Genomic DNA, 25,703 nt, shown 5'->3' with positions numbered 1-25,703 from the left:
CTCAGCGGCCGACCTCCCGCCGGTGCTCCTGCGCGGCGTGGAGGACGTCGCGCGCCCGGTCGCTCGCTGCCTCGGCCTCGTCGCGGGCTGCCTCGAGCCGGGTGATCTCGGCCTCGGCCTGCTTGAGGGCACGCTGGAGCTCCGCGCGGCGCTCCTCCGCCTGTTCGAGATCGGCCTCGGCGGTGTCGAGTGCTGCGTCGGCGTCGCGGGACTCCGTGCGCGCTGCGGTCTCGGCCTGGCGCGCGGCCTTCCGGTCGGCGGCCGGGTCGCGCTTCGGTTCGGGTTCGGCGTCCGGCTCCGGCTCCGGCTCCGGCTCCGGGGCGTCGCGCTGCGCGGGCCTGGAGGCGCGGCTCGCCTTCCGCGCACCCCTCGCCCGGGAGATGGGGATGGGTGGGGCATCGCTGCCGGACCAGGCATCGGGCACCGCGTCCGGATCCGCGAGCGCCCCGTCGAGGTCGACCGCGTCGAACCCCACGCTCTCGAGCGCCGTCACGAGCAGCCCCGACCGGACGGCCGCGCCGGCGTGCGGGTCTGCCATCGCCGCCTCGATCGTCGACCGGACCTGCTCGAGCACCGCCGGGGTGACGGGGTGTCCGGCGTCGGACGCCAGGTCCGCACCGGCCTGTGCGAGGGCGTCGACGACCTCGGTCCGCTGCCGACGGAGGGTCCGGATCGCGTCGGGGTCGGCGTCGGCCTGCGCCTTCCGGAGCGCCGGTCCGAGGTCGACGGCGTCGTCGAGGGCACCGTCGTGGGCGAGCAGGTCGATCACCCAGGCGGCCGGTGAGGGCTTCCGGAGCTTCCCGATCGCCGTGGCGAGGGCACGGTCGTCCTTGCGCACCGCGCGCTGCCGTGCGGTGCGCTCGGCGACGAAGGCCTGCGGCGCGACGAGCAGCAGCTCCCTGGCGACGTCGACGAACTCCATGCGACCACTGTGCCCTCCACGGCGCCGGGGACTACCAGTCGTGGACGGTTCCGTCGGCCAGGCGGTTGAACGGCAGGTACGCCTGCTCGTAGGGGTACTTGCCGGCTTCGTCGACGTCGAGGCTGACCCCGAGGCCCGGCTCGTCCCCCGGGTGCAGGTAGCCGTCGGTGAACGTGAACGTCTGGTGGAACACCTGGTTGGTCTGCGGTCCGTGCTGCATGTACTCCTGGATGCCGAAGTTGTGGATCGCGAGCCCGAGGTGCATCTGCGCGGCAAGGCCCACCGGGGAGATGTCGGTCGGTCCGTGGAAGCCGGACTTGACCTGGTACAGCGCCGCGTACTCCATCGTCTTCTTGAGCGGCGTGACGCCGCCCATGTGCGTGACGGCACCGCGGACGTAGTCGATGAGCTGGTCGCGGATGATGTCCTTGAAGTCCCAGATGGTGTTGAAGACCTCCCCGATCGCCAGCGGCGTCGTCGTGTGCTGCCGGACGAGCTTCAGGGCCTCCTGGTTCTCGGCGGGGGTGCAGTCCTCGAGCCAGAACAGGTCGTAGGGCTCGAGCGACTTGCCGAGCTTGGCGGCCTGCAGCGGGGTCATCCGGTGGTGGCCGTCGTGCAGCAGCGGCAGTTCGGGGCCGAACTCGTTGCGGACGGCCTCGAACACGGTGGGCACGTGGCGCAGGTAGGCGCGGGTGTCCCAGTCCTCCATCGCCGGGTACGCCCCGCGCTGGGCGGGCTCGAAGTCGTAGCGGACGCCGGCGTTGCCCTCGGTGGTCCTGTTCGAGGCGATGCCGTAGATGGACTCGAGGCCGGGGACACCGGTCTGCACCCGGATGGAGCGGTAGCCCTCTTCCTGGTGCTCGCGGATGGAGTCGAACAGCTCGGGCAGCTCCTTGCCCGAGGCGTGGCCGTACGCCATGAGCCCGGTGCGCGATGCCCCGCCGAGCAGCTGGTACAGCGGCATCCCGGCGACCTTCGCCTTGATGTCCCAGAGGGCCATGTCGACGGCGGCGATCGCGGCCATCGTGACCGGACCACGGCGCCAGTACGACGACCGGTAGAGGAACTGCCAGGCGTCCTCGATGCGGCTGGCGTCACGGCCGACGAGCAGCGGGACGATGTGCTCGGACAGGTAGGCGGAGACCGCGAGCTCGCGGCCGTTCAGGGTGGCGTCGCCGAGCCCGGTGACGCCGTCGGCCGTGGTGAGCTTGAGCGTCACGAAGTTCCGGTTCGGGCTGGTCACGATGACCTCGGCCCGCTCGATCAGCTGGCCGCGGTCCGCCGAGGCCCAGGTGTCCGGACGGCCGGCGGTGGTCTCGGCCGGCCCGCTGTCGGTGGCACCGGGGACCGGGGCCGCGGGGTTCGTGGTGTTCGTGTCGGTCATGCGTGGACTCCTCCGTTGGAGCGTTCGCGGGCGCGTGCCGCGGCGGTGCGGATGCGGTCGGCCGCCGCCGTCACGGCGGCGACCACGGGGGTGGTGTCGAGTTCGGGCGCGACGACGGCCAGGACGTCGTGCACGTCCGAGTCTGGCCCGGGGGCACCGGGGTCGTCCACCAGGTCGGGTTGCTCGGTGACGTGCAACCACCACGCGGCGAGGGCGGTGGCCGCTCCGGTGCCGATGCCGGCCGAGGGGTCGCGGGCGAGCCGGTGCCGCACGACGTCGACGACACGGACGGGCAGCTTCTGCGAACCGCCGGACGCGATCTGCCGCAGCGTGTGCCGGATGCGCGGGTTGGCGAACCGCTCGACCAGGGCCGCGCGCGCGTCGGAGACCTCGGCCTCGGGCAGCGGGAGTTCGAGCACGGCCTCGTCCCAGAGCTGCTCGACGGCGGTGCGGCAGACCGGGTCGTCCATCGCCTCGGCCACGGTGTCGTGGCCGAGCTGCAACCCCAGGTAGGCGAGGAGCGAGTGCGAGCCGTTCAGCAGCCAGAGCTTCCGCTGCTCGTACGGCGTGACGTCGTCGACGATCCGGACGCCGGCCGTCTGCCACGCCGGTCGGTCGATCCCGTCGAAGGCGTCCTCGAGCGCCCACTCGGCGAACGGCTCGGTGACGACGGGGACCCGGTCTCCGGCGAGCGCACCCGGCAGTTCCGAGAGGCGCACGACGTCGTCGTCGGTGGTGGCCGGGGTGATCCGGTCGACCATCGAGCTCGGGAACGTGACGTTCGCCTCGATCCAGTCGCGCAGGGCGTCGTCGGTGACGGCGTCGAGCACGGCGTCGCGCAGGACCGCCCCGTTGTGCGTCAGGTTGTCGAGACTGACCAGCGCGATGCGCCCGGAGCCGGCGGCACGGCGGGCGTCGAGCCCCGCGATCAGCCGCGACGGCACGTCGGAACCGGGCCGGTAGCCCTGCTCGGTGACCGTCAGCGTGACGATGGTCGTCTCCGGGGACGCGACCACGTGCCTCCAGGCCGTGTCGTCGCTGCCCGGGTGGGCGGCCACGATCGTGTCGACCACCGCGGCTCCGTCGCCGGACGCGGCTCGGGTGACGAGCGTGTACCGGCAGTCCTGCGCGGCCAACGCGTCCGCGGCCGCGGGCGAGCGGCCGGTGAAGGCGGTGATGCCCCACGGCTCCCCCGTGGTGTGGGCGGTGTACCAGGCGAGGTGGGCACGAGCGAACGCGCCCACCCCCAGGTGGACGATGCCCGGACGCCGATCGGTCATGCCGACACCGGTACGAGGGAGCGGAGGTACGCCAGGTTGTCGGCGGTGCGGGCCTCGAGCGGGAGGTCGGTGGAGAAGTCCTCGATGGTGACCCATCCGTCGTACCCGACCTGGCGGAGCGCGTCGAGGTACTCGGACACCGACGCCTGGCCGGTGCGCAGGGGTGCCCACTCGTGCTGCCAGATCGAACTGCCGTCGGCACGGGTGTCGCCGGTGTCGACCCAGCGGGCGTTCTTCACGTGGGCGTGCGCCAGGTACGGCCCGAGCAGTTCGAACGCGGCCAGGTGGTCCTCGTACCCCTCGATCACGAGGTTGCCGAGGTCGTGGATGACGCCGACGTGTGCGGGGTCGAGACCGTCGATCAGTCGCAGTGCCGCGGAGGCCGACGGCGTGATCGTCATGTGGTGCAGCTCGACGAGTGCCTTCACGCCGAGCTCCGACGCACGCGCCGCGACCCACTCGAGGTCGGCGCGGGTGCGGTCGAAGAGCTGCGGGTAGGTCTCGCCGGTGCGTTCCTGCTCGGCCCGGTAGTGCGGCATCGTGACGCGGACCTGCCGGGCGCCGAGTTCGCTGGTCACGCGCAGCATCGTCTCGACACCGTCGTGGTCGGCGGCCGGCTGGTAGCCGCCGATGCCCGAGTACTCGAGCCCGGCGGCGTCGGTGACCCGGGCGATCTCGCCGACCCGGTCGCGGATGCCGGTGTACTGCCAGGTCGAGTTGTTGCCCGCCCAGAACGACCGCTCGGCGGGGACCTCGGTGCCGTCGGCCGGGCGGTCGTCGACGATGCGCCACTCGATGCCGTCCCAGCCCTGCGCCGCCAGGGTCTCGGCGGCTTCGGACGGGGTCCAGTCGGGGGTCGAGGCGGTGAACACGGAGAACTTCATCGGGTGGCTCCTTCGGTCGCGCTGGCAGTGGCGGGTGTGCCGACGACGGGCACCACATCGTCGTACGTTCCCTCGATCACGTCGTCGATGCGCACGGGTCGCCCGAGCGTCGCGCTGACGTAGAGCCCGCGGACGGTGGCGAGCGACACGAGGGCCGCGTCGACGGTGACACCCGGTTCGCGTCCCTGCCGGATCGCGTCGACGATGTCCGTGTACTGCCGAGCGTGCCCCGCGGCGAAGTGGTCGGGTTCGGCCGGGCCGCCGACGACGTGCTCGGGCGGGACGACCTGGTCCTTCTGGTCGACCGCTCCGGCGACCGCGGTGGCGTTCGACGTGGTGGACGCGGACTCGAGCGTGGCGGTGTCCGGGGCGATGTGGAAGTACGCGAGCCGGTCGTCGTCGACGATGGCGGAGCCGTGCGTGCCGTACACGGCGTACCGGGCGGAGAGCCCCGGGTACGCGGCGGTCGTGCAGTGGACGACCCCGAGCGCCCCGCCGGCGAACCGGACGGTGGCGACGGCGGTGTCCTCGACCTCGATCCGGTCGTGCGCGAGCAGGCCGGTCTGCGCGGAGATCTCGACCGGACGACCGAGGGCCCAGACGAGCAGGTCGACGGTGTGCACGCCCTGGTTCATCACCGCACCGCCGCCGTCGAGCGCCCAGGTGCCGCGCCAGTCACCGGAGTCGTAGTACCCCTGCGACCGGTACCACGCGACGCTCGCGAGCCCCGAGGTCACGGTGCCGAACCCGCCGTCGTGCGCGGCCCGGGCGACGGCCGCCGACGCCGGGTCGAAGCGGTGCTGACTGATGACGCTCGTGACGAGCCCGCGGTCACGAGCGGCTGCGGCGAGCGCCGCGATCTGCCGGGCCCTGGGCATCGTGGTGTCGAGCGGCTTCTCGATGACGACGTGCTTGCCGGCGGCCAGGGCGGCCTCGGCGAGCTGCACGTGCATGCCGGACGGCGAGCAGATCGCGACGACGTCGATGTCGGTCTGGTCGATCGCCTCCTCGATGGTGGGCGTCGTGATCGGGCGGGCGACGCCCATCGCCTCGATTGCGTCGGCTGCGCTCGTGGCGGCTTCGGGCACGGCGTCGACGAGGGCGACGACCTGCAGGTCGGGGTGGTGGACGGCGACGGTGGCGTGGTGGCGTCCGATGACACCGGCGCCGACGACGGCCAGGCGGAGCGGGTTGGTGGGTTCGGTCATCGCAGGGTGACTCCGATCTGGTCGGTGAGGGTGCGGAAGGCCCGGCCGGCACGACCGAAGGCCGCGGGGCCGGAGAACCCGCCGAGGGAGGTGAAGTCGCTGAGGTGCGGCTCGAGCGAGGCGTACCCGGAGTAGCCGGCGTCGCGGAGCGCGGTGAGGGTCTCGACGAGTTCGCCGTCACCCTCGCCCGCCGGGACCACCGACGAGTCGGCGGCGAGGGCGTCCTTGACCTGCAGGTAGTCGACGTACGGGGCGAGCTGCTCCCAGCCGTCGGTGAAGGGCCGGACGCCGCACTGCACGTAGTTCGCGTTGTCCCAGGCCAGGCGGAGCGCGGACGAACCGACGCTCTCGACGATGTCGAGCACCCGCGCGGGGACGTCGCCGTAGATGTCCTTCTCGTTCTCGTGCAGCAGGGTCACGCCCTCACGCTCGGCGAGGTCGGCCAGCGCCCGCATCCGGACGAGGACGTCGCCGCGGACGTCCTCGGGGCTGCGGCCCTCGAAGTAGAACGAGAAGATCCGGATGTTCGTCGTGCCGAGGGCGTGCGCGGCACGGATCGCACGGGCGAGCCGAGACACCTCGTGCTCGACGGGTTCGTCGACGGGCACCTTGCCGATCGGCGAGGCGATCGCGGACACGGTCTGCCCCCGCTCGTCGAGCAGCCGGTGGAGTTCGGCGAGCTGGTCCTCGTCGAGGTCGACGACGTTGACGCCCCAGGCGCTGCGGACCTCGATGGCGCTCGCGCCGAGCGCCTGGAGGACCGCGACCTGGACGACCGGATCGGCGTCGATCTCGTCGCCGAAACCGGAGAGTTCCCAACTGGGCTGGGTCATTGCATTCCCTTCATGCGACCAGCCTGGAGGCGCGGGGCGGGCTGGCACCGCGCCTCCAGGCAGTCTGTGGACAAGTCGGCAGACTGCACAGCGCTACTTGACGGAGCCGGCGGTGAGCCCGCCGACCAGGTAGCGCTGGAAGATCAGGTACAGGGCGACGACGGGGACGGCGCAGACGATCGAGGCGGCCATCATCTGGCCGTAGATCGGGACGGCGCCGCCCTCCTGGGTGGTGCCGAGCACCTGCAGGACCACGGCGACCGTCCGGGTGTTCGGGGTCGTCATGATCGTGGAGAACAGGACGTCGTTCCAGCCGAGCAGGAAGGCGAAGATCGCGGACACGACGATGCCCGGCCACGACAGCGGGAGGACGATCTTCGTCAGGATCTTCGTCGAGCTTGCGCCGTCGATGCGCGCCGCTTCTTCGAGTTCCTTCGGCAGGCCGCGCAGGTAGGTGACCATCACCCACGTCGAGAACGGCAGGGCGAAGGTCAGGTAGGTGACGAACAGGCCCCAGCGGGTGCCGATGATCTGCACGCCGGTGGCGCTGGCGATGTTCGAGAACACCACGAAGACCGGCAGGAGCAGGAGCGTGCCGGGGATCGACTGCAGGGCGAGGAGCCCACGCAGGATCGTCAGGCGCCCGAGGAACCGGAACCGGACGAGCACGTAGGCCGTGGACACTGCGAGCGCGGCACTCGCGACGGCGACGGCACCGGCGGTGAGCATCGAGTTCACCAGTCCCTCGCCGAGGGCGACGGTGGACCAGATCTCGACGTAGTTCGACAGGGTGAACTCGGACGGGAAGTACTCGCCGCGAGCGACCGCGACGTCGGAGTTGACCGAGCCGAACAGGATGTAGAGCACCGGGACGGCGATGAACGCGATGATCACCGCGATGACGGTGACGAGCAGCCAGCGCGGCAGCAGCCGGGTGACGTCGGTGTCGTAGGGACGCTTGCTCCGTCGGCCGCCGCTGCCGGTCGTGATGCTCTCGGTGAGCGTCGCGGTGGGGCGGGTGCGGGTACTGAAGGACGTGCTCGGGGTGGTCATGCGCGTGCTCCGTCGATGTCGGCGGCGGTCGGGGCGGCGGCGAGCGTGGCGCGGTCGGCGCGACGCTGCTTCCGGTTGGGGCCGGCGTCGTCGCCGGTGTCGAGCTTGACCGCCCGCAGGTAGACGAACAGCGGGATCGCGACGATCACGAGCGAGCAGATCGCCATCGCCGCGGACAGGCCGAAGCGGAACGACTGGAAGCTCGCGATGTACGTCAGGACGGGCATCACCTCGACGCTGGACGGCAGCGGGATGCCGAACAGCACGAACGGCAGCGTGAAGTTGTTGATGTTGTGCAGGATCGAGATGATCACCGCGAGGCTGAGGGGTCCGCGCAGGTACGGGAAGATGATGTACCGCAGCTTCGCCCACCAGGTCACCCCGTCGAGTGCGGCGGCCTCGTGCACCTCGTTGTCCACGGCCTGCAGTCCGGCCAGGGACAGCAGGTAGACGAAGGGCCAGCTCGTCCAGATCATCACGCCGGCGAGCGCCCAGTACGACGCCGAGCCGTTCAGCCACAGCACGTCGGTGTGCAGGATCGAGTTCACGACCCCCTGCGGCTGGAGCATCGTGCGGAAGAACGTACCGACGACGAACGCGGGGAGCACGTACGGGATCAGGTAGATCGATCGGACGAGCCCGCGACCGGGAAACCGGTTCTGCGTCGAGATCGCGGCGGCGACCCCGATCGGCACGGTCACCGCGGTGACGAGCACCGACAGCGACACCGAGATCCAGATGGAGTGCAGCAGCGGCGAGTTCGTGAACGCCTCGGTGAAGTTCGCGAACCCGACGAACGGGGCGCTGAACCACTGGCGGAGCGTGTACTGGTCGAGGTCGAGCATCGCGATCCAGAAGCCCACCAGGAGCGGCACCACGATGACGGCGAGCATGAGGACGCCGCCGGGCAGGAGCATCCACAGCGGGCGCTCGCGTTTGTAGAGGGGCGTCTTGCCGGCCGGGCGGACCGGCCGGGGCGGCGCCGCGTCCGTGCGGGGCCTGGTCTGCGTGCTGGTCATCACAGACCTCCGTTCTTCTGACGGTCGAGGGTGGCCTGGGCGTCCTTCTGGGCGTCCTGCAGTCGCTTGCGGAGCTGGTCGTCGGTGACCTCGCCAGACTTCAGCGACGGGATCGACTGCACGACCACGTCGACCAGGGCGAGCTGGATGTCGGACCAGGCGCCGGTGAACGCGGTCGGCTTGGACAGGCGGCCGGCGTCGATGATCGGCTTGAGCTGCGGGTTGTCGGCTGCAAGGTCGGCGGCGGCCGACGCGTTGGTCGGCAGGTTGCCGAACAGGTCGTAGTACTCGAGCTGGGCCTTCGGGGCGCTGAGCTGCTTGACGAACGCGAACGACAGCTCCTGCTTGCTGCCGTAGTCGGCGACGACCCAGTTGTCGCCGGACAGGATGCTGGCGGCCTCGATGCCGTCGGACGGCCGCTCGGACGCCCCCGGCGGGACGGTGGGCAGCAGGGCGAACTCGTACTTGCCGTCGACCTTGGTGTCCTTGAAGGAGTTGATGGCGGTGGTGGTCGTCATCGGGAAGAACGCGGCCTTGCCCTCGGTGAACTGCGCGAGGGCCTGGGCGTTGTTCCAACCGATCGCGGCCGGGTCGACGACGCCGTCCTTCGTCACCCAGTCGAAGTAGGTGCGGTAGGCGTTCTCGACGGCCTTGCTGTCGATCTCGGCCTTCGAGCCGTCGACGATCGTGTTGCCGGCGTTCTGGGCCATCCCCCACACGAACTTCCAGGGGTCGAAGCCGTCGGCGTAGGCGATCGCCATCCCGTGGCGTCCGTCACCCGTGGTGGCCTTCGCATCGGCGGTGAGCTCGTCCCACGTCGTGGGCACGTCGGTGATCCCCGCCTTGGCGAGCAGGTCCTTGTTCACCGCCATCACGAACGGACGGCTGGCGAACGGGATCCCGATCTGCTTCGACGCACTCGGACCGGAGATGCCGAACGACGCGGGGTCGAACTGGTCCTTGCCGCCGATCGCGTCCCACTCCTTCGTGCCCATCTCGACGAAGGCACCGGTGGCGTACGCGGTCGGGGTGAAGGTCGTGCCGATCGCGTAGACGTCGGGGCCCTGGCCGGAGATGACGCTCGTCTGGATCGCGGTCAGTTCCTCCTGCGCGGACGAGTAGGTCTCCCACTGGATGTCCGCACCGGTCGTGCGCTTGAACTCGGCGGCGGTCTCCTGCTGCCACTGCTTGCGTTCCTTGGGGTAGGTGGTGTCCGCGCCCATCATCACGCGGAGGGTGTTCGGGTCGTCGCCGCTGCCGTTCACCACAGCGCATCCCTGCAGGGACAGTGCGGTGAGGGCGACCACGGCGACGGCACCGACGAGGGTGCGGACTTGCAGTCTTCGCGTCTTCACGGGGGTTTCCTCCTCGAGACCTCCTCCGAGCGGCGCTGCTCGGTGGCACCACTGTTCCGCCGTTGGCAACATGCGGCAACCGGTTGCCACTTGTTGCCAGACGCGAATACGTTCGGCCTCGTGAAGGACCTCTCGACGGACGGCGGCGGGCGAACGGGCGGTGCCGCAGGCACTGCTGGTGGCGCCGCCGCTGGTGCTCGCGCTGCCGGCGCCGCCGCTGGTGCCGCGCGTCGCGTCACCATCCGCGACATCGCCGACGCCACCGGGGTCGCCGCGTCCACCGTCTCCCGCGCCCTGTCCCTGCCCGACCGGGTCAACCCCGTCACCCAGGAGCGCATCCAGCGGGCGGCCCGCGAGCTCGGCTACGTCGCCAACTCGCAGGCACGGGCGCTGACCTCCGGCCGCACCCGCGCCGTCGCCGTGCTCGTGTCCGACATCACGAACCCGTTCTACTTCGACGTCATCCGCGGCACCCAGCACCAGCTCGCCGGGGCCGGCTGGACGCAGCTGCTCGTCGACACCGAGGAGTCCGCCGACGCCGAGATGGCCGCACTCACCGCCGTGGGGGCGAAGGCCGACGGGGTCGTGCTCACGGCGTCACGACTGTCCGACGCGCAGATCGCACGGTTCGCCGAGCGGATCCCCCTGGTCGTGGTGAACCGCCGACCCACCGGCGTGCCCTCGGTGCTCATCGACACCCCCGGCGGGGTGGAGCAGGCGGTGCAGCACCTGGTGTCGCTGGGACACCGGGAGATCCTGTACGTCGCCGGGCCGGACAGCTCGTGGTCGAACGAGCGTCGGTGGCGCGCGCTCGTGCAGGTCGCCAAGCGCCTGGGGATCCGCGTCGCCCGAGTGGGGCCGCACGCACCCTTCGTCGACTCCGGCGCCGCGGCCGCCGACGCCGCCGTGCACGCCGGTGCGACCGCGTGCATCGCCTTCAACGACCTGATCGCCATTGGGATGCTCGCCCGGCTGCGGGAGCGCGGAGTCCGCGTCCCCGAGGACATGAGCATCGTCGGTTGCGACGACATCTTCGGCGCTGACTTCTGCAACCCGCCGCTCACCACGATGACCTCGCCGATCGAGCGGGCCGGCCGGGTCGCGATCCGGATGCTGCTCGGACGGCTCGGCGCGCTACCCGCCGACGAACTGCCCGGGGAGCACATGTCCGGCGCCGTCGCCCTGCCCACCCACCTGACCGTGCGCGAGTCGACCGGACCGGCGCCCCGTGCCGGAACCGCCTGATCCGGAAATCCCGCCGCCCCACACTCGCACCACCCGAACTCGCCGTCCCCGAAGGAGTCGATGATGACCCGCACCAGCACCCCCACCCGGCTCGCACCGCACCCCGACCGGCTGTTCCCCGCCGACCCTGGGGCGCGAGCCGTGGCACGCACCGTGTACGAGGCGGTCAAGGACGCCCCGATCATCTCGCCGCACGGGCACGTCGACGCGGCGCTGATCGCCTCGGACCAGCCGTTCAGCGACCCTGCGTCGCTGCTCATCACGCCCGACCACTACGTGCTCCGCCTGCTGCACGCGAACGGGGTGGACCTGGCCGCGCTGGGACGCGCGGACCTGTCGGGGCCCCGCCCGGGCTCGCAGGCTCGCCCGGCGGCGTCGGCGCATCGCTGGCGCGATGCCGCTGAGCCGACGCCGCCAGGCCGCGCCATCTGGCGGCAGCTGGCGGAGCACTGGGACGACTTCCTCGGGACCCCCGTGCGCTACTGGTTCGAGACGGAGCTGCACGACGTGTTCGGGCTCGACCAGGCGCCGTCCGCGGCGAACGCGGACGACCAGTACGACCACCTCGCCGGCCTGCTGGCGTCGCCCGCCTTCCGGCCACGCGCGCTCTTCGGCGCCTTCGGCATCGAGGTCCTCGCCACCACGGACGGCCCGGCGGACGACCTCGCTGCGCACGCGCAGCTCGCGGCGGATCCCGGCTTCACCGGCCGGGTGCTCCCCACGTTCCGCGCGGACGCCGTGTTCGACCCGACGCGGTCGGACTGGAGGCCCGCGGTCGCGTCGATCGGCGAGGCCGCCGGCATCGACACGGGCACCCACGCAGGGCTGTTGGCGGCTCTCCGCGCACGTCGCCACTACTTCATCGAGCACGGTGCGACCGCCACGGACACCGGAGTGCTCGACGCGGGCTCCGCTCCCCTGCCGTCGAGCGAGCGGGAACGCATCCACGCCGCGGCGCTGCGCGACGCGTCGTCGGTCACCGAGGCCGAAGCGACGGCGTACCGGCACGACATGCTCTACCGCTGGGCGGAGATGAGCGTGGAGGACGGCCTCGTCATGCAGCTGCATCCCGGGGTGATCCGGAACCACCACACCCCGACGCTCGAGCGCTTCGGGCCGGACACCGGGCACGACCTGCCGGCCGTCGGGTCCTTCACCGAGCCGCTCCGGCCGCTGCTCGAGTCCTTCGGCACCGCTCCCGGGTTCCACCTCGTGCTCTTCACTGTCGACGAGACCGTCTTCTCGCGCGAGATCGGGCCGCTCGCGGGCTTCTACCCCGCCGTGTACGCGGGCGCACCGTGGTGGTTCATCGACACCCCGGCGGCCATCGGGCGCTACCGGTCGGCCGTCACCGACTCCGCGTCGTTCACCAAGACCTCCGGGTTCATCGACGACACCCGCGCGTACTGCTCCATCCCCGCACGGCACGACATGGCGCGGCGGGCGGACGCGGCGTACCTGGCGTCGCTCGTGGTCACGCACCAGATCTCCGAGGAGGACGCCGTCCGCACCGCCCGCCGGATCGTGTCCGACATCCCGAAGGCGACGTTCAAGCTCTGACGCTGGCGGCGGCCGCACTGCCGCGTGGTGCGAGGTTCCGTGCCTGGTGCGAGGGTTGCCGGGTCGCACGGAACACGGAACCTCGCACGGTTCGGCGCTGCGGCGGTACGGTCGGGCGCATGACGGAGCGGGTGACGGCGGCGTACAGCGCTCGGGCCGACGAGTACGCGGCGCTGCTCGGGTCGATGGACACCGTCCACCCCGACGACCGAGCCCTCGTCGACGCCTGGGCAGCCGGTCGCAGCGGCCCCCTGGTCGACGCCGGGTGCGGCCCCGGTCACTGGACGGCGTACCTCGCACGGCAGGGGCACCGTGTCAGCGGCATCGACGCGGTGCCGGAGTTCGTCGAGCACGCACGACGGACGCACGGCGCGGTGGACGCGGACATCGACTTCCGGGTCGGGTCGCTCGACGCGCTCCCGCTCGCGGACGGCAGCGTCGACGGGGTCCTGGCCTGGTACTCGGTGATCCACCACGAACCGTCGCAGATCGGTGGGGCACTCGCCGAGTTCCGTCGGGTGCTCGCGCCCGGCGGTGGGCTGCTGCTCGGGTTCTTCGAGGGTCCCGCGGTCGAGGCCTTCGACCACGCGGTCGTCACCGCCTACCGCTGGCCGGTCGCGTCCCTGGCGGCGCTGCTGGACGGAGCGGGCTTCGACGCCGTGGACGTCCACACCCGCACGGATCCGGGGCACCGGCCGCACGGGGCGATCAGTTCAGTGCGCCGCTGATCGGCGACGGCTGACGGCCGCCGCCCTGTCGATCAGGCGTCCGAGACCATCGAGGTCAGAGCAGCAGCGATCTCCGGCACGGCATCGAGTTCCCCCTCGGCGATCGCGACGATGAAGTCGTACGCCTGATCGTTCGAGGCGTGGAGCCGGACGCCGTTCACGCCGAGGAAGACCACGAGCAGCATCAGCCCGAGGCGCTTGTTGCCGTCGACCAGGGCGTGGTTCCGGACGGCGGAGTGGACGAGCGCCGCCGCCTTCTCGACCAGCGTCGGGTAGGCGTCGTTCCCGCCCACCGACGCGGCGGGTCGCGCGACCGCCGCTTCGAGCAGTCCGACGTCGCGGATCGCGTAGTCAGTTCCCAGGGTCCGACGAGCGACGTGCAACGCCTCGTCGGTCGTGAGGTGGATCACTTGCCGAGTCGTTCGAGCGCCTCGGCGTAGCGCGGGAGTTCTCGGTCGAGGATGCCGTCGATCAGATCGCTGCGGCTGTGCTGCTCGACGTACTCGCGGATGGCGGCGCGCGCAACGTCCTGCATCGAGCGCTCCTCGAGGTCAGCACGCTTGCGCAACGCCGCTGCCTCGTCGTCGTCGAGTCGGAGGGTCATGGCCATGGGGTCGATGGTATCAAGAGTGGTATCTGAACGGGCGGCAGTGATCGTGGTCATGGAGCGACGGTACGAGCGTCCCCCTCGACGCGGACGGGACCGGGGATCGGTTGGGGACGGCGACGACCGCGCTGCGCCCTGTGGAGGAACTGCCCGGATCAGTCGCAGGTCGTCGACGTCCGTCAGCCGGTGGTGACCGCGAGCGCGGCGAGGATCTCCCGCACGGTGTCGTCGACCGAGCCGTCGATCGACACCGCGACGGCGGCCTCGTCGGGCTGCGGCCGCTCGAGGGTCGCGAACTGCGAGTCGAGCAGCGTCGTCGGCATGTACTCGTGCTGGCGGTGGGATTGCCGTTCGGCGATCAGGTCGCGCGACCCGTCGAGGAAGGCGATGACGAGACCCGGCGCGGACTCGCGCAGCCGGTCCCGGTAGGCACGCTTCAGCGCCGAGTTCGCCATCACGCACCGGGAGCCGTCCGATTCGACCGCGGCGATCCGCTCGGCGCAGGCGGCGAGCCACGGCCAGCGGTCCTCGTCGGTGAGCGGGATCCCCTGCCGCATCTTCTCCTTGTTGGCGACCGGGTGCAGGTCGTCGGCGTCGACGAAGACGCACGGTTCGCCCTGCGCGACCAGGGCGTCGGTGAGCGCCTGGCCGATGGTGGACTTGCCGGAGCCGGAGACCCCCATCACGAGGACGGGCGGGTGGACAGCGAGCTCGCTCATCCCTCCACAGTATTGATCCGGTGAACTCTGGTCCCCAGTTCCCGCAACACCTGTGCGATCCCAGACCGCCGGTCGTAGGTTGGGCGCCAACGTCAGGACAAAGGAGGCCCTCGTGGCAGACAACAACGGTCAGGCGAACATCGGAGTCGTCGGACTCGCAGTGATGGGCTCGAACCTCGCCCGCAACCTCGCATCGCGCGAAGGCAACACGGTGGCGGTCTACAACCGCACCTACGCCCGCACCGAGGAGCTGCTCCAGGAGCACGGCGACGCCGGGTTCATCGCGTCCGAGGACATCGACGGGTTCGTCGCCTCGCTGTCGAAGCCCCGGACCGCCATCATCATGGTGCAGGCCGGCAAGGGCACCGACGCCGTGATCGGACAGCTCGCCGAACGCTTCGAACCGGGCGACATCATCGTCGACGGCGGCAACGCGAACTTCCACGACACCATCCGACGTGAGCACGACCTGCGCGAGAAGGGCCTGAACTTCGTCGGCACCGGCATCTCCGGTGGAGAAGAGGGCGCACTCAAGGGCCCGTCGATCATGCCCGGTGGCTCGAAGGAGGCCTGGGAGACGCTCGGGCCGATCCTGAAGTCGATCGCCGCGGTGGCCGAAGGTGAACCGTGCGTGACCCACATCGGCACCGACGGCGCCGGGCACTTCGTCAAGATGGTGCACAACGGCATCGAGTACGCCGACATGCAGCTCATCGCCGAGTCGTACGACCTGCTCCGTCGCGTCGGCGGGCTCTCGGTGGAGGACCTGGTGCAGGTCTTCGACGAGTGGAACAAGGGCGACCTCGAGTCCTACCTGATCGAGATCACCGGCGAGGTCCTCAAGCAGCGCGACGCCGACACCGGCAAGCCGCTCGTCGACGTCATCCGTGACGCGGCCGGCTCGAAGGGCACCGGCGTCTGGACCGTGCAGAACGCCGTGGGCCTGGGCATCCCCGTCTCGGGCATCGGCGAAGCCGTGTTCGCCCGCGCCGTGTCGTCGAAGCCGACGCAGCGTGCCGCCGTGCAGCAGTCGGTCAAGAACCGTCCGCAGATCGCCGAGGTGCCGGACACCTTCGCCGACGACGTGCGTGCGGCGCTGTACGCCTCGAAGGTCGTCGCGTACGCACAGGGCTTCGACCTCATCATCGCCGGGGCGAAGGAGTACGGCTGGGACATCGACCTCGGCAACGTCGCGAAGATCTGGCGGGGTGGCTGCATCATCCGCGCTCAGTTCCTGAACCGCATCGTCGAGGCGTACGCCGAGAACCCGAAGCTCGAGTCGCTGCTGGTCGACCCGTACTTCGCGAACGCGGTGGCCGAGGGCGAAGCCGCCTGGCGCCGCATCGTCGGCATCGCGGCTGCGTCGGGCGTCCCCGCTCCGGGCTTCTCGTCCGCGCTGTCGTACTTCGACTCGCTCGCGTCCGACCGTCTGCCCGCGTCGCTGATCCAGGGCCAGCGCGACTTCTTCGGCGCGCACACCTACCAGCGCATCGACAAGGACGGCACCTTCCACACGCTGTGGTCCGACGACGACCGCCGCGAGGTCGAGCAGGAGCCGTCCACGCACTGACGACCGCACCCGCTGCCGACCACGGAGGTCGGTGCGGGATCGGCAAGGAGGGCCTCGCTGAACCCGGGGCCCTCCGCTGCGTCAGGCGACGATGCGTTCCCGTGCCAGGTCGGCGACGAGCCGGTCCAGCCGTGGACCGCGCCCGAGCAGCCGACGCGAACCGGGGGCGGTCCGGACGAAGAACGTCGCCACCGCGGGGGTGTCGTCCGGTCGTACGTGGTGGATCGCCACCGCACACGCGCGGCGAGCACCAGCGGAACCGCCAGGGCGCTCGGAGCCACCGTCTCGCCTCGAGCCGTCCGAGCCGTCCGAGCCGTCGACGCCGTCCGCCACGTCTTCCAGTCCGACGTGCACGACACGACTCCACCGGATCACGAGCAGCCGGGTCGCCCGCCGTTCGTCGAGTTCCCACAGGGAGGCCTCGGTGGCGCCGAAGGCCCACGTCACGCGCGAACCGAGGTGGGTGTCCGGGCGGACCTCGTCGACGATGCCACGGAGTTCCGGTGTCGGCGCCGCCGGGACGAGCCACACCGTCGGGTCGATCCGCCGGATGGCGAGCGCGAGGGCCTCGTCCGCCTGCCGCCGCCGTGCCGTCGCGGTCCGCACGACGGCGACCACGATGACCACGACGCCGAGCGCGATCGCGCCGAACTCCACGATGCCGTACCAGGAGAGGTCGACGCCCGGCGCCGTCGAGACGACGACGATCCGGGTGATCAGGAGGACCAGCCAGACGGCGACGATGACCCAGCGCAGGGTGGCGAGTCGACGTGCCGGAGACATCGGTGTCCGCCGTGCACCGCGGGCACGACCGGACCGCGGGACACCATCCGGACGCTGCAGCACGATCCGATCCTCCCACGAGCCGCGCGCCACCTGCTGGCCGAACCCGATGAACGCGCGGGGAAGCGCGCACACACAGCCCACGAGCGGCCGGGCGACCTACGCTCGGGCGGTGACCACCGAGACGACGGACGAACCGATCGGCCAACCGACGGCGGGTCCGTCGGACGGCCCGGGCGGGCCCGATGCCCCTTCGACCCGACGTTGGACGCTGATCGCCGCGATCGTCGGCGTCGTGGCCGCCGCCGCGTTCCTCGGTGTCGCCGAGTTCGGCGCGCTGCTGCTCGGCGGAGCGGGCAGCCCCCTGGTCGCCGTCGGATCCGCCGTCATCGACCTCGCTCCCCCGGGTGCGAAGGACTTCATGGTCGCCGTGTTCGGCACCGGGGACAAGGTCGCCCTGTTCGTGCTCATGACGGTGATCGTCATCGCGTTCAGCGCCGGTGCCGGTGTCCTCGAACGTGCACGACCGCCCTTCGGTGCCCTCGTATTCGCCGCCGGTGGTGTGCTGGCGCTGCTTGCCGTCAGCACCCGCTCGGGCAGCGGGACCCTCGACGGCGCCCCGACGGTCCTCGGCATCGCGGCAGCGGTGGTCGTCCTGCGCCTGCTGCTCCAGCGGCTGCGCCGGTGGGAGGCCGCGGCGACCGTGCCGACGGCGGCACCGCGACCGGCGTCGACGGAGCGGCGGACGTTCCTGGTCTGGGGCGTCGCGACGGCGACCGTCGCGGTCGTGGTGGGCACCGCCTCCCGGCTGGGGTCGTCAGCGATACAGGCGGCCGCCGCTGCCAGGCGGGCCATCCGGCTGCCCGCCGCGGCGACCGCTGCACCGGCGGTCCCCGCGGGTGCGTCGGTCGACGTCGACGGCATCACCCCGTACATCACGCCGAACGCCGACTTCTACCGGATCGACACGGCCCTGCGGGTGCCGCAGGTCGACCCCGCCGATTGGTCGCTCCGCATCCACGGTGCGGTCGAGAACGAGATCACGCTGACGTGGGACGAGCTGCTCGCACTGCCGCTCGAGGAGCACGTGGCCACCTTGAGCTGCGTGTCGAACGAGGTCGGCGGTGACCTCATCGGCACGGCCCGCTGGCTGGGCTACCCCATCCGGGAGCTCCTCGCCCGGGCACGTCCGACGGGCGATGCCGACATGGTGCTCTCACGGAGCATCGACGGGTTCTCCGCCGGCACCCCGCTCGACGTGCTGCAGGACGACGGCACCGCGGCGCTGCTCGCGGTCGGGATGAACGGCGAGCCCCTGCCGACCGAGCACGGGTTCCCGGTGCGGATGGTCGTGCCGGGCCTGTTCGGGTACGTCTCGGCGACGAAGTGGGTCACCGAGCTCGAGGTCACCCGGTTCGCCGACGCGCAGGGCTACTGGACCCCGCGTGGCTGGTCGGAGCGTGGCCCGGTCAAGCTCGAGTCCCGCATCGACACCCCGCGGGACGGGTCGACCGTAACCGCGGGCAAGCCGGTCGCGATCGCGGGGGTCGCGTGGCAGCCGCACAAGGGCGTGAAGGCCGTCGAGGTCCGCGTCGGAGGCGGCGACTGGCAGCGCGCCGAACTCGCCGACTCGGTCTCCGCGGACACCTGGCGGCAGTGGGTGGTGCGGTGGACGCCGACCGCCGGCTCGCACCGCATCGAGGTGCGCGCGACCAGTGCGGACGGCGAGGTGCAGACGAGCGTGGACCGGCCGCCGGCGCCCAACGGTGCGACGGGCTGGCACACGGTGACGGTCGACGCGCGCTGACCGTCCTGGAGCGGGTCCGCGACACGCCCGCTGACTGCCGTCGAGGTGGCGGAAAGCGTCGGTTCGCGGACGCGCAGGCGACACTTCGTGCCGCCTCGGCGAAGCTGAGCGGCATGTCGTGACCGCCCGCCGCCGGCGCGCTCCGGTCACCCGACGGCCTGGAGGCCCGGTGCCGGCCCGCCTCGCCCCTCGCCCCGGTCGCGCGACACGCCACGTGCGTCACGCCGGGGGTGCAGAAAGCGTCGGTTCGTGGGCGCGCAGGCGACACTTCGTGCCACCTCGGTGGACCTGAGCGGCATGTCGTGACCACTCGGCACCACGGCCAGGCAGACCAGGGCCAGGCGGGCAGACCGGGGTCAGGCGGGCAGGGTCGCGACGACGCAGGTGCCGTCGACCTCGGCGTCCCGCTCGACCACGGCGGAGAAGCCGGCGGCCGTGAACGCAGCGGCGGACGCCTCGGCCTGGGCCTCGGACACCTCGATGACGACAGCACCACCGGGGCGGAGCCACTCCCCCGCACCCGCAGCGATCCGGCGGTGCAGGTCGAGGCCGTCCGCACCACCGTCGAGGGCGACGCGGTGTTCGTGCTCCCGGGCCTCGGTCGGCATGAGCTCGATCGAGGCCGTCGGCACGTAGGGGGCGTTCACCGCGATGACCGCCACGGCCCCGCGGAACCGATCGGGCAGCGGCGCGAACAGGTCACCCGCGACGACGATGCCGCGGTCACCGATGTTCTCGGCTGCGACGTCGACGGCGTCGGGGTCGATGTCCGTGGCGACGAGGTCGAGCGCGCCGACGCGGCCGAACAGGGCGACCGAGATCGCACCGGCACCGCAGCACAGGTCGACCACGCGGTCGTAGCGCTGCAGCCGACGCGCAGTCTGCTCGACGACGACGGTGGTGCGGGCTCGCGGCACGAAGACCCCGGGCGTCACCCGGATGCGATGCCCGTCGAAGGCAGCCCAGCCGAGCACGTACTCGAGCGGCTCACCGGCCAGCCGACGCTGCACGAGGCTCCGGAGTCGCACCGGCTCACCGTCACCTGCCTCGAGCAACAGGTCGGCTTCGTCGTCGGCGAAGACGCTCCCCGCGGCCCGGAGCCGGGCCGCGAGGGCGTCACGCGCGGGATGTGTCAAGCGGCGCCGTCGAACATCGACGTCACGGAACCGTCGTCGAAGACCTCGTGGATGGCACGGGCGATGAGCGGGGCGATCGGCAGGACCTCGAGGCGGTCCCAGCGCTTGTCCATCGGCAGGGGCAGGGTGTCCGTCACGACCACGCGGTCGATGAACTCGCTCTGCAGCAGCTCGGTGGCCGGGTCGGAGAACACGGCGTGGGTCGCGGCGACGACGACTCCCGTGGCGCCGGCGTTCTTCAGCGCCTCGGCAGCCTTGGCGATCGTGCGGCCGGTGTCGATGAGGTCGTCGACAAGCAGGCACACGCGGCCGCTGACGTCTCCGACGATCTCGTGCACCGATACCTGGTTCGGCACGAGCGGGTCGCGGCGCTTGTGGATGATGGCGAGCGGGGCGCCGAGCTTCTCGGACCAGATGTCGGCGACACGGACGCGGCCCATGTCGGGCGACACGACGGTGAGCGTCTTCGGGTCGAGGATCTGGCGGAAGCGCTCGAGCAGCACCGGCATGGCGAACAGGTGGTCGACGGGGCCGTCGAAGAAGCCCTGGATCTGCGCGGCGTGGAGGTCGACGCTCATGATGCGGTGCGCGCCGGCGGCCTTGAACAGGTCGGCGACGAGGCGGGCCGAGATCGGCTCGCGGCCGCGGCCCTTCTTGTCCTGGCGCGCGTAGGGGTAGAACGGCGCCACGACCGTGATGCGCTTCGCCGAGGCACGCTTCAGCGCGTCGACCATGATGAGCTGCTCCATGAGCCACTCGTTGATCGGCGCGGTGTGCGACTGGATGACGAAGGCGTCGCAGCCACGGACCGACTCGTCGAAGCGGGCGTAGAGCTCACCGTTCGCGAAGGTCCGGGCATCGGTCGGCACGAGGTCGACCCCGAGCTCCTCCGCGATCTCGGCAGAGAGCGCCGGGTGTGCTCGCCCCGAGACGAGGACGAGTCGTTTCTGGCCGGTTGTCTTGATTCCGGACAAGTGCGGTGCTCACTCCCTGACCCACGAGGGGTCGATGTCGGCGACGGGTGGTCGCCGGGATCTATTCGCCGTTCGCGAGCCGAGCAGCCTCGGCCGCCGGTGTGCCGGGTCGGTGTTCCTCGACCCATCCGTCGGTGTTGCGCTGTGGGGCGTAGCTGATCGCGAGCGATCCTGCCGGAACGTCCTTGCGGACGGTGGTCCCGGCGCCGGTGTACGCACCGTCACCAATCCTAACGGGGGCGACGAACACGTTGTGCGAGCCTGTACGGACGTTCGAGCCGACCTCGGTGCGGTGCTTGTGCACGCCGTCGTAGTTCGCGGTGATGGTGTTCGCGCCGATGTTCGAGTCCTCGCCCACCTCGGCGTCGCCGATGTAGGACAGGTGCGGGACCTTGCTGCCCCGGCCGATCCGGGCGTTCTTCGTCTCGACGAAGGTGCCGATCTTGCCGTCGTCACCGAGGATCGTGCCCGGCCGCAGGTAGGCGAACGGGCCCACCGAGGCACCGTCCCCGATCACGGCGAGGGTGGCGTCGACGCGGTTCACGGTGGCGCGGGCGCCGACTTCGGTGTCGCGCAGCGTGGTGTCCGGTCCGACGACGGCACCGGCGGCGATCGCGGTGGCGCCGATGAGCTGGGTGCCGGGCAGGACCTCGGCGTCGGGCTCGATGGTGACGTCGAGGTCGATCCAGGTGGACGCGGGGTCCTGCACGGTGACGCCGGCGAGCTGGTGGCGGCGGACGATGCGGGCGTTGAGTTCACGCGCGGCGTCGGAGAGCTGGGCACGGTCGTTGATGCCGGCGACGAGCCACGGGTCGGTCAGGGTGACCACGTCGATGCGCCCGCCGCGCTCGCTGATCAGCGCGGGAGCGTCGGTGATGTACTTCTCGCCCTGGGCGTTCGCCGTGGTGAGCGACGGCAGGGCCGCCCGGAGGCGTGCCACGTCGAACGCGTAGATGCCCGCGTTCGCCTCGGTGATGGTCAGCTGCTCGGCTGTCGCGTCCTTGTGCTCGACGACGCTGACGAAGGCGCCGGAGGCATCGCGCACGATCCGTCCGAGGCCGGTCGGGTCCGGGGCGATGGCACTCACGAAGGTCGCGCCGTTGCCGCCGCCGACGTGGGCGTCGACGAGGAGCCGGAGCGATGCGGCGTCGAGCAGCGGGACGTCGCCGGACAGCACGACGACGGCGCCGTCGAAGTCGGCGGGCAGTGCTTCGACCGCGACCTCGACCGCACGGCCGGTGCCGGGGACGTCGTCTTGGTCGACGACGATCGCGTCGGGGGCGCGCTCGACGACCTCGGCCGCGACGAGGTCACGCTCGTGCCGCACGACGACGGCGACGTGCTCGGGGCTGAGCGACGACGCCGTGCGCAGGACGTGCCCGATGAGCGGCAGTCCGGCGAGCCGGTGCAGCACCTTGGGCGTGGACGACTTCATGCGCGTGCCCTGCCCGGCGGCGAGGACGACGACGGCGATGCGCTGGTCGGTCATGCACCCATCCTGGCGCACCCCGACCCGGGCCGCCCGACGCGACCACGGCCCTGTGCGGAACCGTGCGCACAACCGCAGCCTGTGGACGGACGGGAACCGCGCCTCCAGGCCGCCTGACGGGGAGCTCTGGCGGACCCCGCAGGCCGAGGATCAGGCCCGCGCGCCCTGCGGTTCCCGCTTGACGAACGCCATCAGCACCAGCCCGGCGACGAGCACGACGACCACGCCGAGGATCCCGAACCGGGTCGACCCACCGACGGTCACCGCGACGCCGAACAGCGCCGGCGCGAGGAACGACGCGGCCCGGCCGGTGGTGGCGTAGAGGCCGAAGAGCTCGCCCTCGCGGCCGGGGGTCGTCAGCCGCGCCAGGTACGCACGGGACGACGACTGCACCGGGCCGACGAACACGGCGAGGGTCAGCCCGAGCACCCAGAACCCCTGCGTCTCGTTGCCGGCGGCGAAGACCCCGACCCCGCACACGGCGAGACCGACGAGCGAGACCATGATGAGCGCACGCGACCCGAACCGGTCGTCGAGGCGTCCGGAGACGAACGTCGCGATGCCGGCCACGACGTTCGCGGCGATGGCGAACAGGATGACCTGCGACGGCGTGAACCCGAACACCTGCGCGGCGACGATCCCGCCGAACGTGAAGACGGCCCCGACACCGTCGCGGAACACCGCGCTGGCGAGCAGGAACGCGAGGACGTTGCGGCGCTCGCGCCACAGCCGCGCGATGTCCCGGCCGAGGTCCGCGTAGGCACTGAACACGCCGCCGCCGCGGGTGCGGTCGGGCACCGCCTCGGGCACGGTGAGGAACAGCGGGATCGAGCTGACGGCCAGCCAGACGGCGGCGATGCCGATCGCGACGCGGACGTCCCACTGCCCCGTGGCGACGGTGGCCGGCAACTGCAGGAGCCCGCCGACGACCCCGTCGCCCCGGAAGTCCTGGATGCAGAGCACGAGCAGCAGGACGAGCAGCACGATCCCGCCGAAGTACCCGGCCGCCCACCCGATGGCGGAGACGCGGCCGGTGCGTTCCCCGGAGGCGACCTGCCCGATCATGGCGTTGTAGCCGACGCTCGCGATCTCGTAGGCGACGGTGCCGATGCCGAGCAGGGCCGCTCCGAGCAGCAGGTACGGCTGGCTCGGCGCGACGAAGACCATGCCCCCGATCGACAGCGCGACGCCGATGGTGGCGATGAGGACGGAGCGGCGGCGGTGTCCGGACGAGTCCGCGAGCCGCCCCATGGCCGGTGCCACCAGGGCCACGACGATCCCCGCGATGGTCAGTGCGGTGGACACGACGGCCGCGTTGTGCGCGAGCTCCCGCTCCACGATCGCCTTGCCGGCCGCGGACGTGTCGCCGACGAGCGCCGGGTCCACGAACGCCCGGCTGGCCAGGTACGTGCTGAACACGAAGGTGGTGACGACCGCGTTGAACGCGGCGGAACCCCAGTCCCAGAGCGCCCAGGAGACGAGCGCGCGCCGGTCGGTGCGCTGCGGCACGACGGCGGCCGGTGAAGCGGTCATGCGCGAACCGTAGCGCGTCCCGGTGACGCGGCGGTGGCCCCGTTCCGGGTCACGTGCCGGACGGGAGGCACGGGGCGGCCTGGCCCCGGGCCTCCCGTCCGCACCGTGCGTGCGTCGTCACCCGGTGCGCGCTTCCACGCACCGTGCCCGGCTACAACGCCGCACCAGGCGGCTCAGCCCGCACCGTCCGACAAGCCGTGCACCGTGCGGGACGGGAGGCGCGGGGCGGGCCGGCCCCGCGCCTCCCGCCCGCACCGTGCGTGCATCGTCACCCGGTGCGAGCTTCCACGCACCGTGCCCGGCGGCAACGCCGCACCAGGCGGCTCAGCCCGCACCGTCCGACAGACCGTGCACCGTGCCGGACGGGAGGCGCGGGGCGGCCCGGCCCCGCGCCTCCAGTCCGCACCGTGCGTGCGTCGTCACCCGGTGCGAGCTTCCGCGCACCGTGCCCGGCGGCAACGCCGCACCAGGCGCGCAACGCGGCCCGGACCGGCGAAGCCCGCACCGTGCCCGCTCAGGCGGGGACACCGCCGGGGTAGACGACGGACTTGAGCGACTCCGGGTCGGTGTCGCTCTCGAGGGCCTCGCGGACGTCGTCGAGCCCGAAGCGACCGGTGACGAGCGAGTCGAGGTCGACCTGCCCGGACGCGACCAGCTCGATGGCGACCGGCCACGTGTTCGTGTACCGGAAGATCCCGGTGACCGTGACCTCGAGGTTCTGGATGTGCTCGACCGGCAGGGTCATCTCGGAGTTGCCGAGCCCGACCAGCACCGCGGCACCCGCCGGGCCGACCGCCTTGATGCCGTCCGACACCGCTCGGGGTGCACCGCTGGCGTCGATGAACGCGTCGACGGGGACGATGTCCGACGCGACGGACACGGCGGTGGGGTCGACGACCTCGGTGGCGCCGTACTCCAGAGCCCGCGCACGGCGCTCCGGCACCAGGTCGCTGACGACGATGCGCGAGGCACCGAAGGCCTTCGCGACCTGGGCGCAGATGATGCCGATGGGACCGGCGCCGGCGATGAGCACCGACGAACCGGGGACGATGCCGGCCTTGCGGACGGCGGCGATGCCGACGGACAGGGGTTCCAGGAGCGCGCCGGCCTCGAACGAGACGGCGTCGGGCAGGACGTGCGCGAACTCGGCCTCGATGGTGACGAACTCGGTGAAGGCCCCGTCGACCGGCGGCGTCGCGTAGAAGCGCATGTGCGGGCAGAGGTTGTAGCGGCCGGCCAGGCACTGCGCGCAGCGGTGGCAGGGGCGCTGCGGCTCGATGGCCACGCGCTCCCCCACGCGGGACGGGTCGACGCCCTCGCCGACGGCCTCGATCGTGCCGGAGAGCTCGTGCCCGAGGACGAGGGGCTCCTCGACGACGAAGTCGCCGATGCGGCCGTGGCGGAAGTAGTGCACGTCGGAGCCGCAGACACCCACGGCGGCGACCCGGACGAGCACGTCGCCGGGGTCGACAGCGGGGACGGGGCGGTCCTCGACGGTGAGGTCCTGGGTGCCGAGCAGGACGCTGGTGCGCTGGGTGGAGGTCATGCGGTTCTCGCTTCCTCGGTCGCGTCGTCGCGGCCGGACGTGTGGGTGGTGGAGGGGGCGGCGGGCGC

The 25,703-nt window shown here is 71.8% G+C and carries 23 protein-coding genes; 5 read left to right on the top strand and 18 right to left on the bottom strand.

Annotated features, from left to right (window positions below; genetic code table 11):
- Nucleotide 1: 1 nt before the first annotated feature.
- The 9 genes from DEJ06_RS16275 to DEJ06_RS16235 all read right to left on the bottom strand — a co-directional run bounded on the left by DEJ06_RS16275 (nucleotide 2) and on the right by DEJ06_RS16235 (nucleotide 9,938).
- Entirely contained in the window at nucleotides 2-922 is a 921-nt protein-coding gene (locus DEJ06_RS16275; protein ID WP_111040003.1) for a hypothetical protein, read from the bottom strand.
- 31 nt (nucleotides 923-953) lie between these two features.
- Nucleotides 954-2,306 carry a D-mannonate dehydratase ManD gene (manD, locus tag DEJ06_RS16270; protein ID WP_258372528.1) on the bottom strand — a complete coding sequence of 451 codons (1,353 nt, stop codon included), beginning with the start codon at nucleotides 2,304-2,306 and terminating at the stop codon, nucleotides 954-956.
- Entirely contained in the window at nucleotides 2,303-3,586 is a 1,284-nt protein-coding gene (locus tag DEJ06_RS16265) for a mannitol dehydrogenase family protein (RefSeq protein WP_111040002.1), read from the bottom strand. The genes manD and DEJ06_RS16265 overlap by 4 nt, the downstream gene beginning before the upstream one ends.
- Nucleotides 3,583-4,470: a sugar phosphate isomerase/epimerase gene (locus DEJ06_RS16260; RefSeq protein ID WP_111040001.1), complete on the bottom strand. Its 888-nt coding sequence runs from the start codon at nucleotides 4,468-4,470 to the stop codon at nucleotides 3,583-3,585. Before DEJ06_RS16260 ends, DEJ06_RS16265 begins: the two co-directional genes overlap by 4 nt.
- Nucleotides 4,467-5,678, bottom strand: a complete 1,212-nt coding sequence (locus DEJ06_RS16255) for a Gfo/Idh/MocA family protein (protein ID WP_111040000.1) — start codon at nucleotides 5,676-5,678, stop codon at nucleotides 4,467-4,469. Before DEJ06_RS16255 ends, DEJ06_RS16260 begins: the two co-directional genes overlap by 4 nt.
- Entirely contained in the window at nucleotides 5,675-6,511 is an 837-nt protein-coding gene (locus DEJ06_RS16250) for a sugar phosphate isomerase/epimerase (RefSeq protein ID WP_111039999.1), read from the bottom strand. Before DEJ06_RS16250 ends, DEJ06_RS16255 begins: the two co-directional genes overlap by 4 nt.
- 93 nt (nucleotides 6,512-6,604) lie before the next feature.
- Nucleotides 6,605-7,564: a carbohydrate ABC transporter permease gene (locus tag DEJ06_RS16245; RefSeq protein WP_206647628.1), complete on the bottom strand. Its 960-nt coding sequence runs from the start codon at nucleotides 7,562-7,564 to the stop codon at nucleotides 6,605-6,607.
- Nucleotides 7,561-8,583: a carbohydrate ABC transporter permease gene (locus DEJ06_RS16240; RefSeq protein ID WP_027464479.1), complete on the bottom strand. Its 1,023-nt coding sequence runs from the start codon at nucleotides 8,581-8,583 to the stop codon at nucleotides 7,561-7,563. The genes DEJ06_RS16245 and DEJ06_RS16240 overlap by 4 nt, the downstream gene beginning before the upstream one ends.
- Nucleotides 8,583-9,938, bottom strand: coding sequence for an ABC transporter substrate-binding protein (locus DEJ06_RS16235; protein ID WP_181436884.1), 1,356 nt, complete (start codon nucleotides 9,936-9,938; stop codon nucleotides 8,583-8,585). Before DEJ06_RS16235 ends, DEJ06_RS16240 begins: the two co-directional genes overlap by 1 nt.
- Before the next feature lie 120 nt (nucleotides 9,939-10,058).
- On the opposite strand from DEJ06_RS16235, the gene DEJ06_RS16230 reads away from it, so the two are divergent.
- From DEJ06_RS16230 to DEJ06_RS16220, 3 genes are all read left to right on the top strand, one after another.
- Complete coding sequence (locus tag DEJ06_RS16230; protein ID WP_181436885.1) at nucleotides 10,059-11,183, top strand: LacI family DNA-binding transcriptional regulator; 1,125 nt, start codon at nucleotides 10,059-10,061, stop codon at nucleotides 11,181-11,183.
- A 63-nt stretch (nucleotides 11,184-11,246) separates the two neighbouring features.
- Nucleotides 11,247-12,743 (top strand): glucuronate isomerase, encoded by a 1,497-nt coding sequence (gene uxaC / locus DEJ06_RS16225; protein WP_111040014.1) that lies wholly within the window; start codon nucleotides 11,247-11,249, stop codon nucleotides 12,741-12,743.
- A gap of 119 nt (nucleotides 12,744-12,862) precedes the next feature.
- A complete protein-coding gene (locus tag DEJ06_RS16220) occupies nucleotides 12,863-13,471 on the top strand; it encodes a class I SAM-dependent methyltransferase (protein WP_111039998.1) in 609 nt (202 codons plus the stop codon).
- Between the two features lie 32 nt (nucleotides 13,472-13,503).
- Here the strand turns inward: DEJ06_RS16220 and DEJ06_RS16215 are convergent, their stop codons facing one another.
- From DEJ06_RS16215 to DEJ06_RS16205, 3 genes are all read right to left on the bottom strand, one after another.
- Nucleotides 13,504-13,881: a type II toxin-antitoxin system death-on-curing family toxin gene (locus DEJ06_RS16215; RefSeq protein ID WP_111039997.1), complete on the bottom strand. Its 378-nt coding sequence runs from the start codon at nucleotides 13,879-13,881 to the stop codon at nucleotides 13,504-13,506.
- Nucleotides 13,878-14,135, bottom strand: a complete 258-nt coding sequence (locus tag DEJ06_RS16210) for a ribbon-helix-helix protein, CopG family (RefSeq protein WP_254699648.1) — start codon at nucleotides 14,133-14,135, stop codon at nucleotides 13,878-13,880. Before DEJ06_RS16210 ends, DEJ06_RS16215 begins: the two co-directional genes overlap by 4 nt.
- 122 nt (nucleotides 14,136-14,257) lie before the next feature.
- A complete protein-coding gene (locus DEJ06_RS16205) occupies nucleotides 14,258-14,797 on the bottom strand; it encodes a gluconokinase (protein WP_111039996.1) in 540 nt (179 codons plus the stop codon).
- A 112-nt stretch (nucleotides 14,798-14,909) separates the two neighbouring features.
- On the opposite strand from DEJ06_RS16205, the gene gndA reads away from it, so the two are divergent.
- Nucleotides 14,910-16,367, top strand: coding sequence for an NADP-dependent phosphogluconate dehydrogenase (gene gndA / locus DEJ06_RS16200; protein ID WP_027464472.1), 1,458 nt, complete (start codon nucleotides 14,910-14,912; stop codon nucleotides 16,365-16,367).
- A gap of 81 nt (nucleotides 16,368-16,448) precedes the next feature.
- Here the strand turns inward: gndA and DEJ06_RS16195 are convergent, their stop codons facing one another.
- A complete protein-coding gene (locus tag DEJ06_RS16195; protein ID WP_146245892.1) occupies nucleotides 16,449-17,150 on the bottom strand; it encodes a hypothetical protein in 702 nt (233 codons plus the stop codon).
- 172 nt (nucleotides 17,151-17,322) lie between these two features.
- On the opposite strand from DEJ06_RS16195, the gene DEJ06_RS16190 reads away from it, so the two are divergent.
- Entirely contained in the window at nucleotides 17,323-18,957 is a 1,635-nt protein-coding gene (locus DEJ06_RS16190) for a molybdopterin-dependent oxidoreductase (RefSeq protein ID WP_111039994.1), read from the top strand.
- 356 nt (nucleotides 18,958-19,313) lie between these two features.
- Here the strand turns inward: DEJ06_RS16190 and DEJ06_RS16185 are convergent, their stop codons facing one another.
- The 5 genes from DEJ06_RS16185 to DEJ06_RS16165 all read right to left on the bottom strand — a co-directional run bounded on the left by DEJ06_RS16185 (nucleotide 19,314) and on the right by DEJ06_RS16165 (nucleotide 25,635).
- Nucleotides 19,314-20,093, bottom strand: a complete 780-nt coding sequence (locus DEJ06_RS16185) for a putative protein N(5)-glutamine methyltransferase (protein WP_111039993.1) — start codon at nucleotides 20,091-20,093, stop codon at nucleotides 19,314-19,316.
- On the bottom strand, nucleotides 20,090-21,067 hold the full coding sequence (locus DEJ06_RS16180; protein ID WP_027464468.1) for a ribose-phosphate diphosphokinase: 978 nt from the start codon (nucleotides 21,065-21,067) through the stop codon (nucleotides 20,090-20,092). Before DEJ06_RS16180 ends, DEJ06_RS16185 begins: the two co-directional genes overlap by 4 nt.
- A gap of 61 nt (nucleotides 21,068-21,128) precedes the next feature.
- Nucleotides 21,129-22,556: a bifunctional UDP-N-acetylglucosamine diphosphorylase/glucosamine-1-phosphate N-acetyltransferase GlmU gene (glmU, locus tag DEJ06_RS16175; protein WP_071405222.1), complete on the bottom strand. Its 1,428-nt coding sequence runs from the start codon at nucleotides 22,554-22,556 to the stop codon at nucleotides 21,129-21,131.
- Nucleotides 22,557-22,706: 150 nt separating this feature from the next.
- On the bottom strand, nucleotides 22,707-24,089 hold the full coding sequence (locus tag DEJ06_RS16170) for an MFS transporter (protein WP_111039992.1): 1,383 nt from the start codon (nucleotides 24,087-24,089) through the stop codon (nucleotides 22,707-22,709).
- Nucleotides 24,090-24,603: 514 nt separating this feature from the next.
- Nucleotides 24,604-25,635, bottom strand: a complete 1,032-nt coding sequence (locus DEJ06_RS16165; RefSeq protein WP_111029621.1) for an NAD(P)-dependent alcohol dehydrogenase — start codon at nucleotides 25,633-25,635, stop codon at nucleotides 24,604-24,606.
- Nucleotides 25,636-25,703 lie beyond the last annotated feature (68 nt).

This window comes from Curtobacterium sp. MCLR17_051 (assembly GCF_003234395.1).
GTDB lineage: Bacteria > Actinomycetota > Actinomycetes > Actinomycetales > Microbacteriaceae > Curtobacterium > Curtobacterium flaccumfaciens.
This window is presented reverse-complemented; position numbering and strand designations above follow the sequence as displayed.

What these genes read in the sequence shown, in the direction of transcription:
- DEJ06_RS16255 (WP_111040000.1), bottom strand. Translation starts at nt 5,678, where the DNA reads ATGACCGAACCCACCAACCCGCTCCGCCTGGCCGTCGTCGGCGCCGGT.
- manD (WP_258372528.1), bottom strand. Translation starts at nt 2,306, where the DNA reads ATGACCGACACGAACACCACGAACCCCGCGGCCCCGGTCCCCGGTGCC.
- glmU (WP_071405222.1), bottom strand. Translation starts at nt 22,556, where the DNA reads ATGACCGACCAGCGCATCGCCGTCGTCGTCCTCGCCGCCGGGCAGGGC.
- DEJ06_RS16195 (WP_146245892.1), bottom strand. Translation starts at nt 17,150, where the DNA reads ATGTCTCCGGCACGTCGACTCGCCACCCTGCGCTGGGTCATCGTCGCC.
- DEJ06_RS16250 (WP_111039999.1), bottom strand. Translation starts at nt 6,511, where the DNA reads ATGACCCAGCCCAGTTGGGAACTCTCCGGTTTCGGCGACGAGATCGAC.
- DEJ06_RS16265 (WP_111040002.1), bottom strand. Translation starts at nt 3,586, where the DNA reads ATGACCGATCGGCGTCCGGGCATCGTCCACCTGGGGGTGGGCGCGTTC.
- DEJ06_RS16245 (WP_206647628.1), bottom strand. Translation starts at nt 7,564, where the DNA reads ATGACCACCCCGAGCACGTCCTTCAGTACCCGCACCCGCCCCACCGCG.
- DEJ06_RS16205 (WP_111039996.1), bottom strand. Translation starts at nt 14,797, where the DNA reads ATGAGCGAGCTCGCTGTCCACCCGCCCGTCCTCGTGATGGGGGTCTCC.
- DEJ06_RS16165 (WP_111029621.1), bottom strand. Translation starts at nt 25,635, where the DNA reads ATGACCTCCACCCAGCGCACCAGCGTCCTGCTCGGCACCCAGGACCTC.
- DEJ06_RS16210 (WP_254699648.1), bottom strand. Translation starts at nt 14,135, where the DNA reads ATGACCACGATCACTGCCGCCCGTTCAGATACCACTCTTGATACCATC.
- DEJ06_RS16275 (WP_111040003.1), bottom strand. Translation starts at nt 922, where the DNA reads ATGGAGTTCGTCGACGTCGCCAGGGAGCTGCTGCTCGTCGCGCCGCAG.
- DEJ06_RS16220 (WP_111039998.1), top strand. Translation starts at nt 12,863, where the DNA reads ATGACGGAGCGGGTGACGGCGGCGTACAGCGCTCGGGCCGACGAGTAC.
- uxaC (WP_111040014.1), top strand. Translation starts at nt 11,247, where the DNA reads ATGACCCGCACCAGCACCCCCACCCGGCTCGCACCGCACCCCGACCGG.
- DEJ06_RS16240 (WP_027464479.1), bottom strand. Translation starts at nt 8,583, where the DNA reads ATGACCAGCACGCAGACCAGGCCCCGCACGGACGCGGCGCCGCCCCGG.
- DEJ06_RS16260 (WP_111040001.1), bottom strand. Translation starts at nt 4,470, where the DNA reads ATGAAGTTCTCCGTGTTCACCGCCTCGACCCCCGACTGGACCCCGTCC.
- DEJ06_RS16170 (WP_111039992.1), bottom strand. Translation starts at nt 24,089, where the DNA reads ATGACCGCTTCACCGGCCGCCGTCGTGCCGCAGCGCACCGACCGGCGC.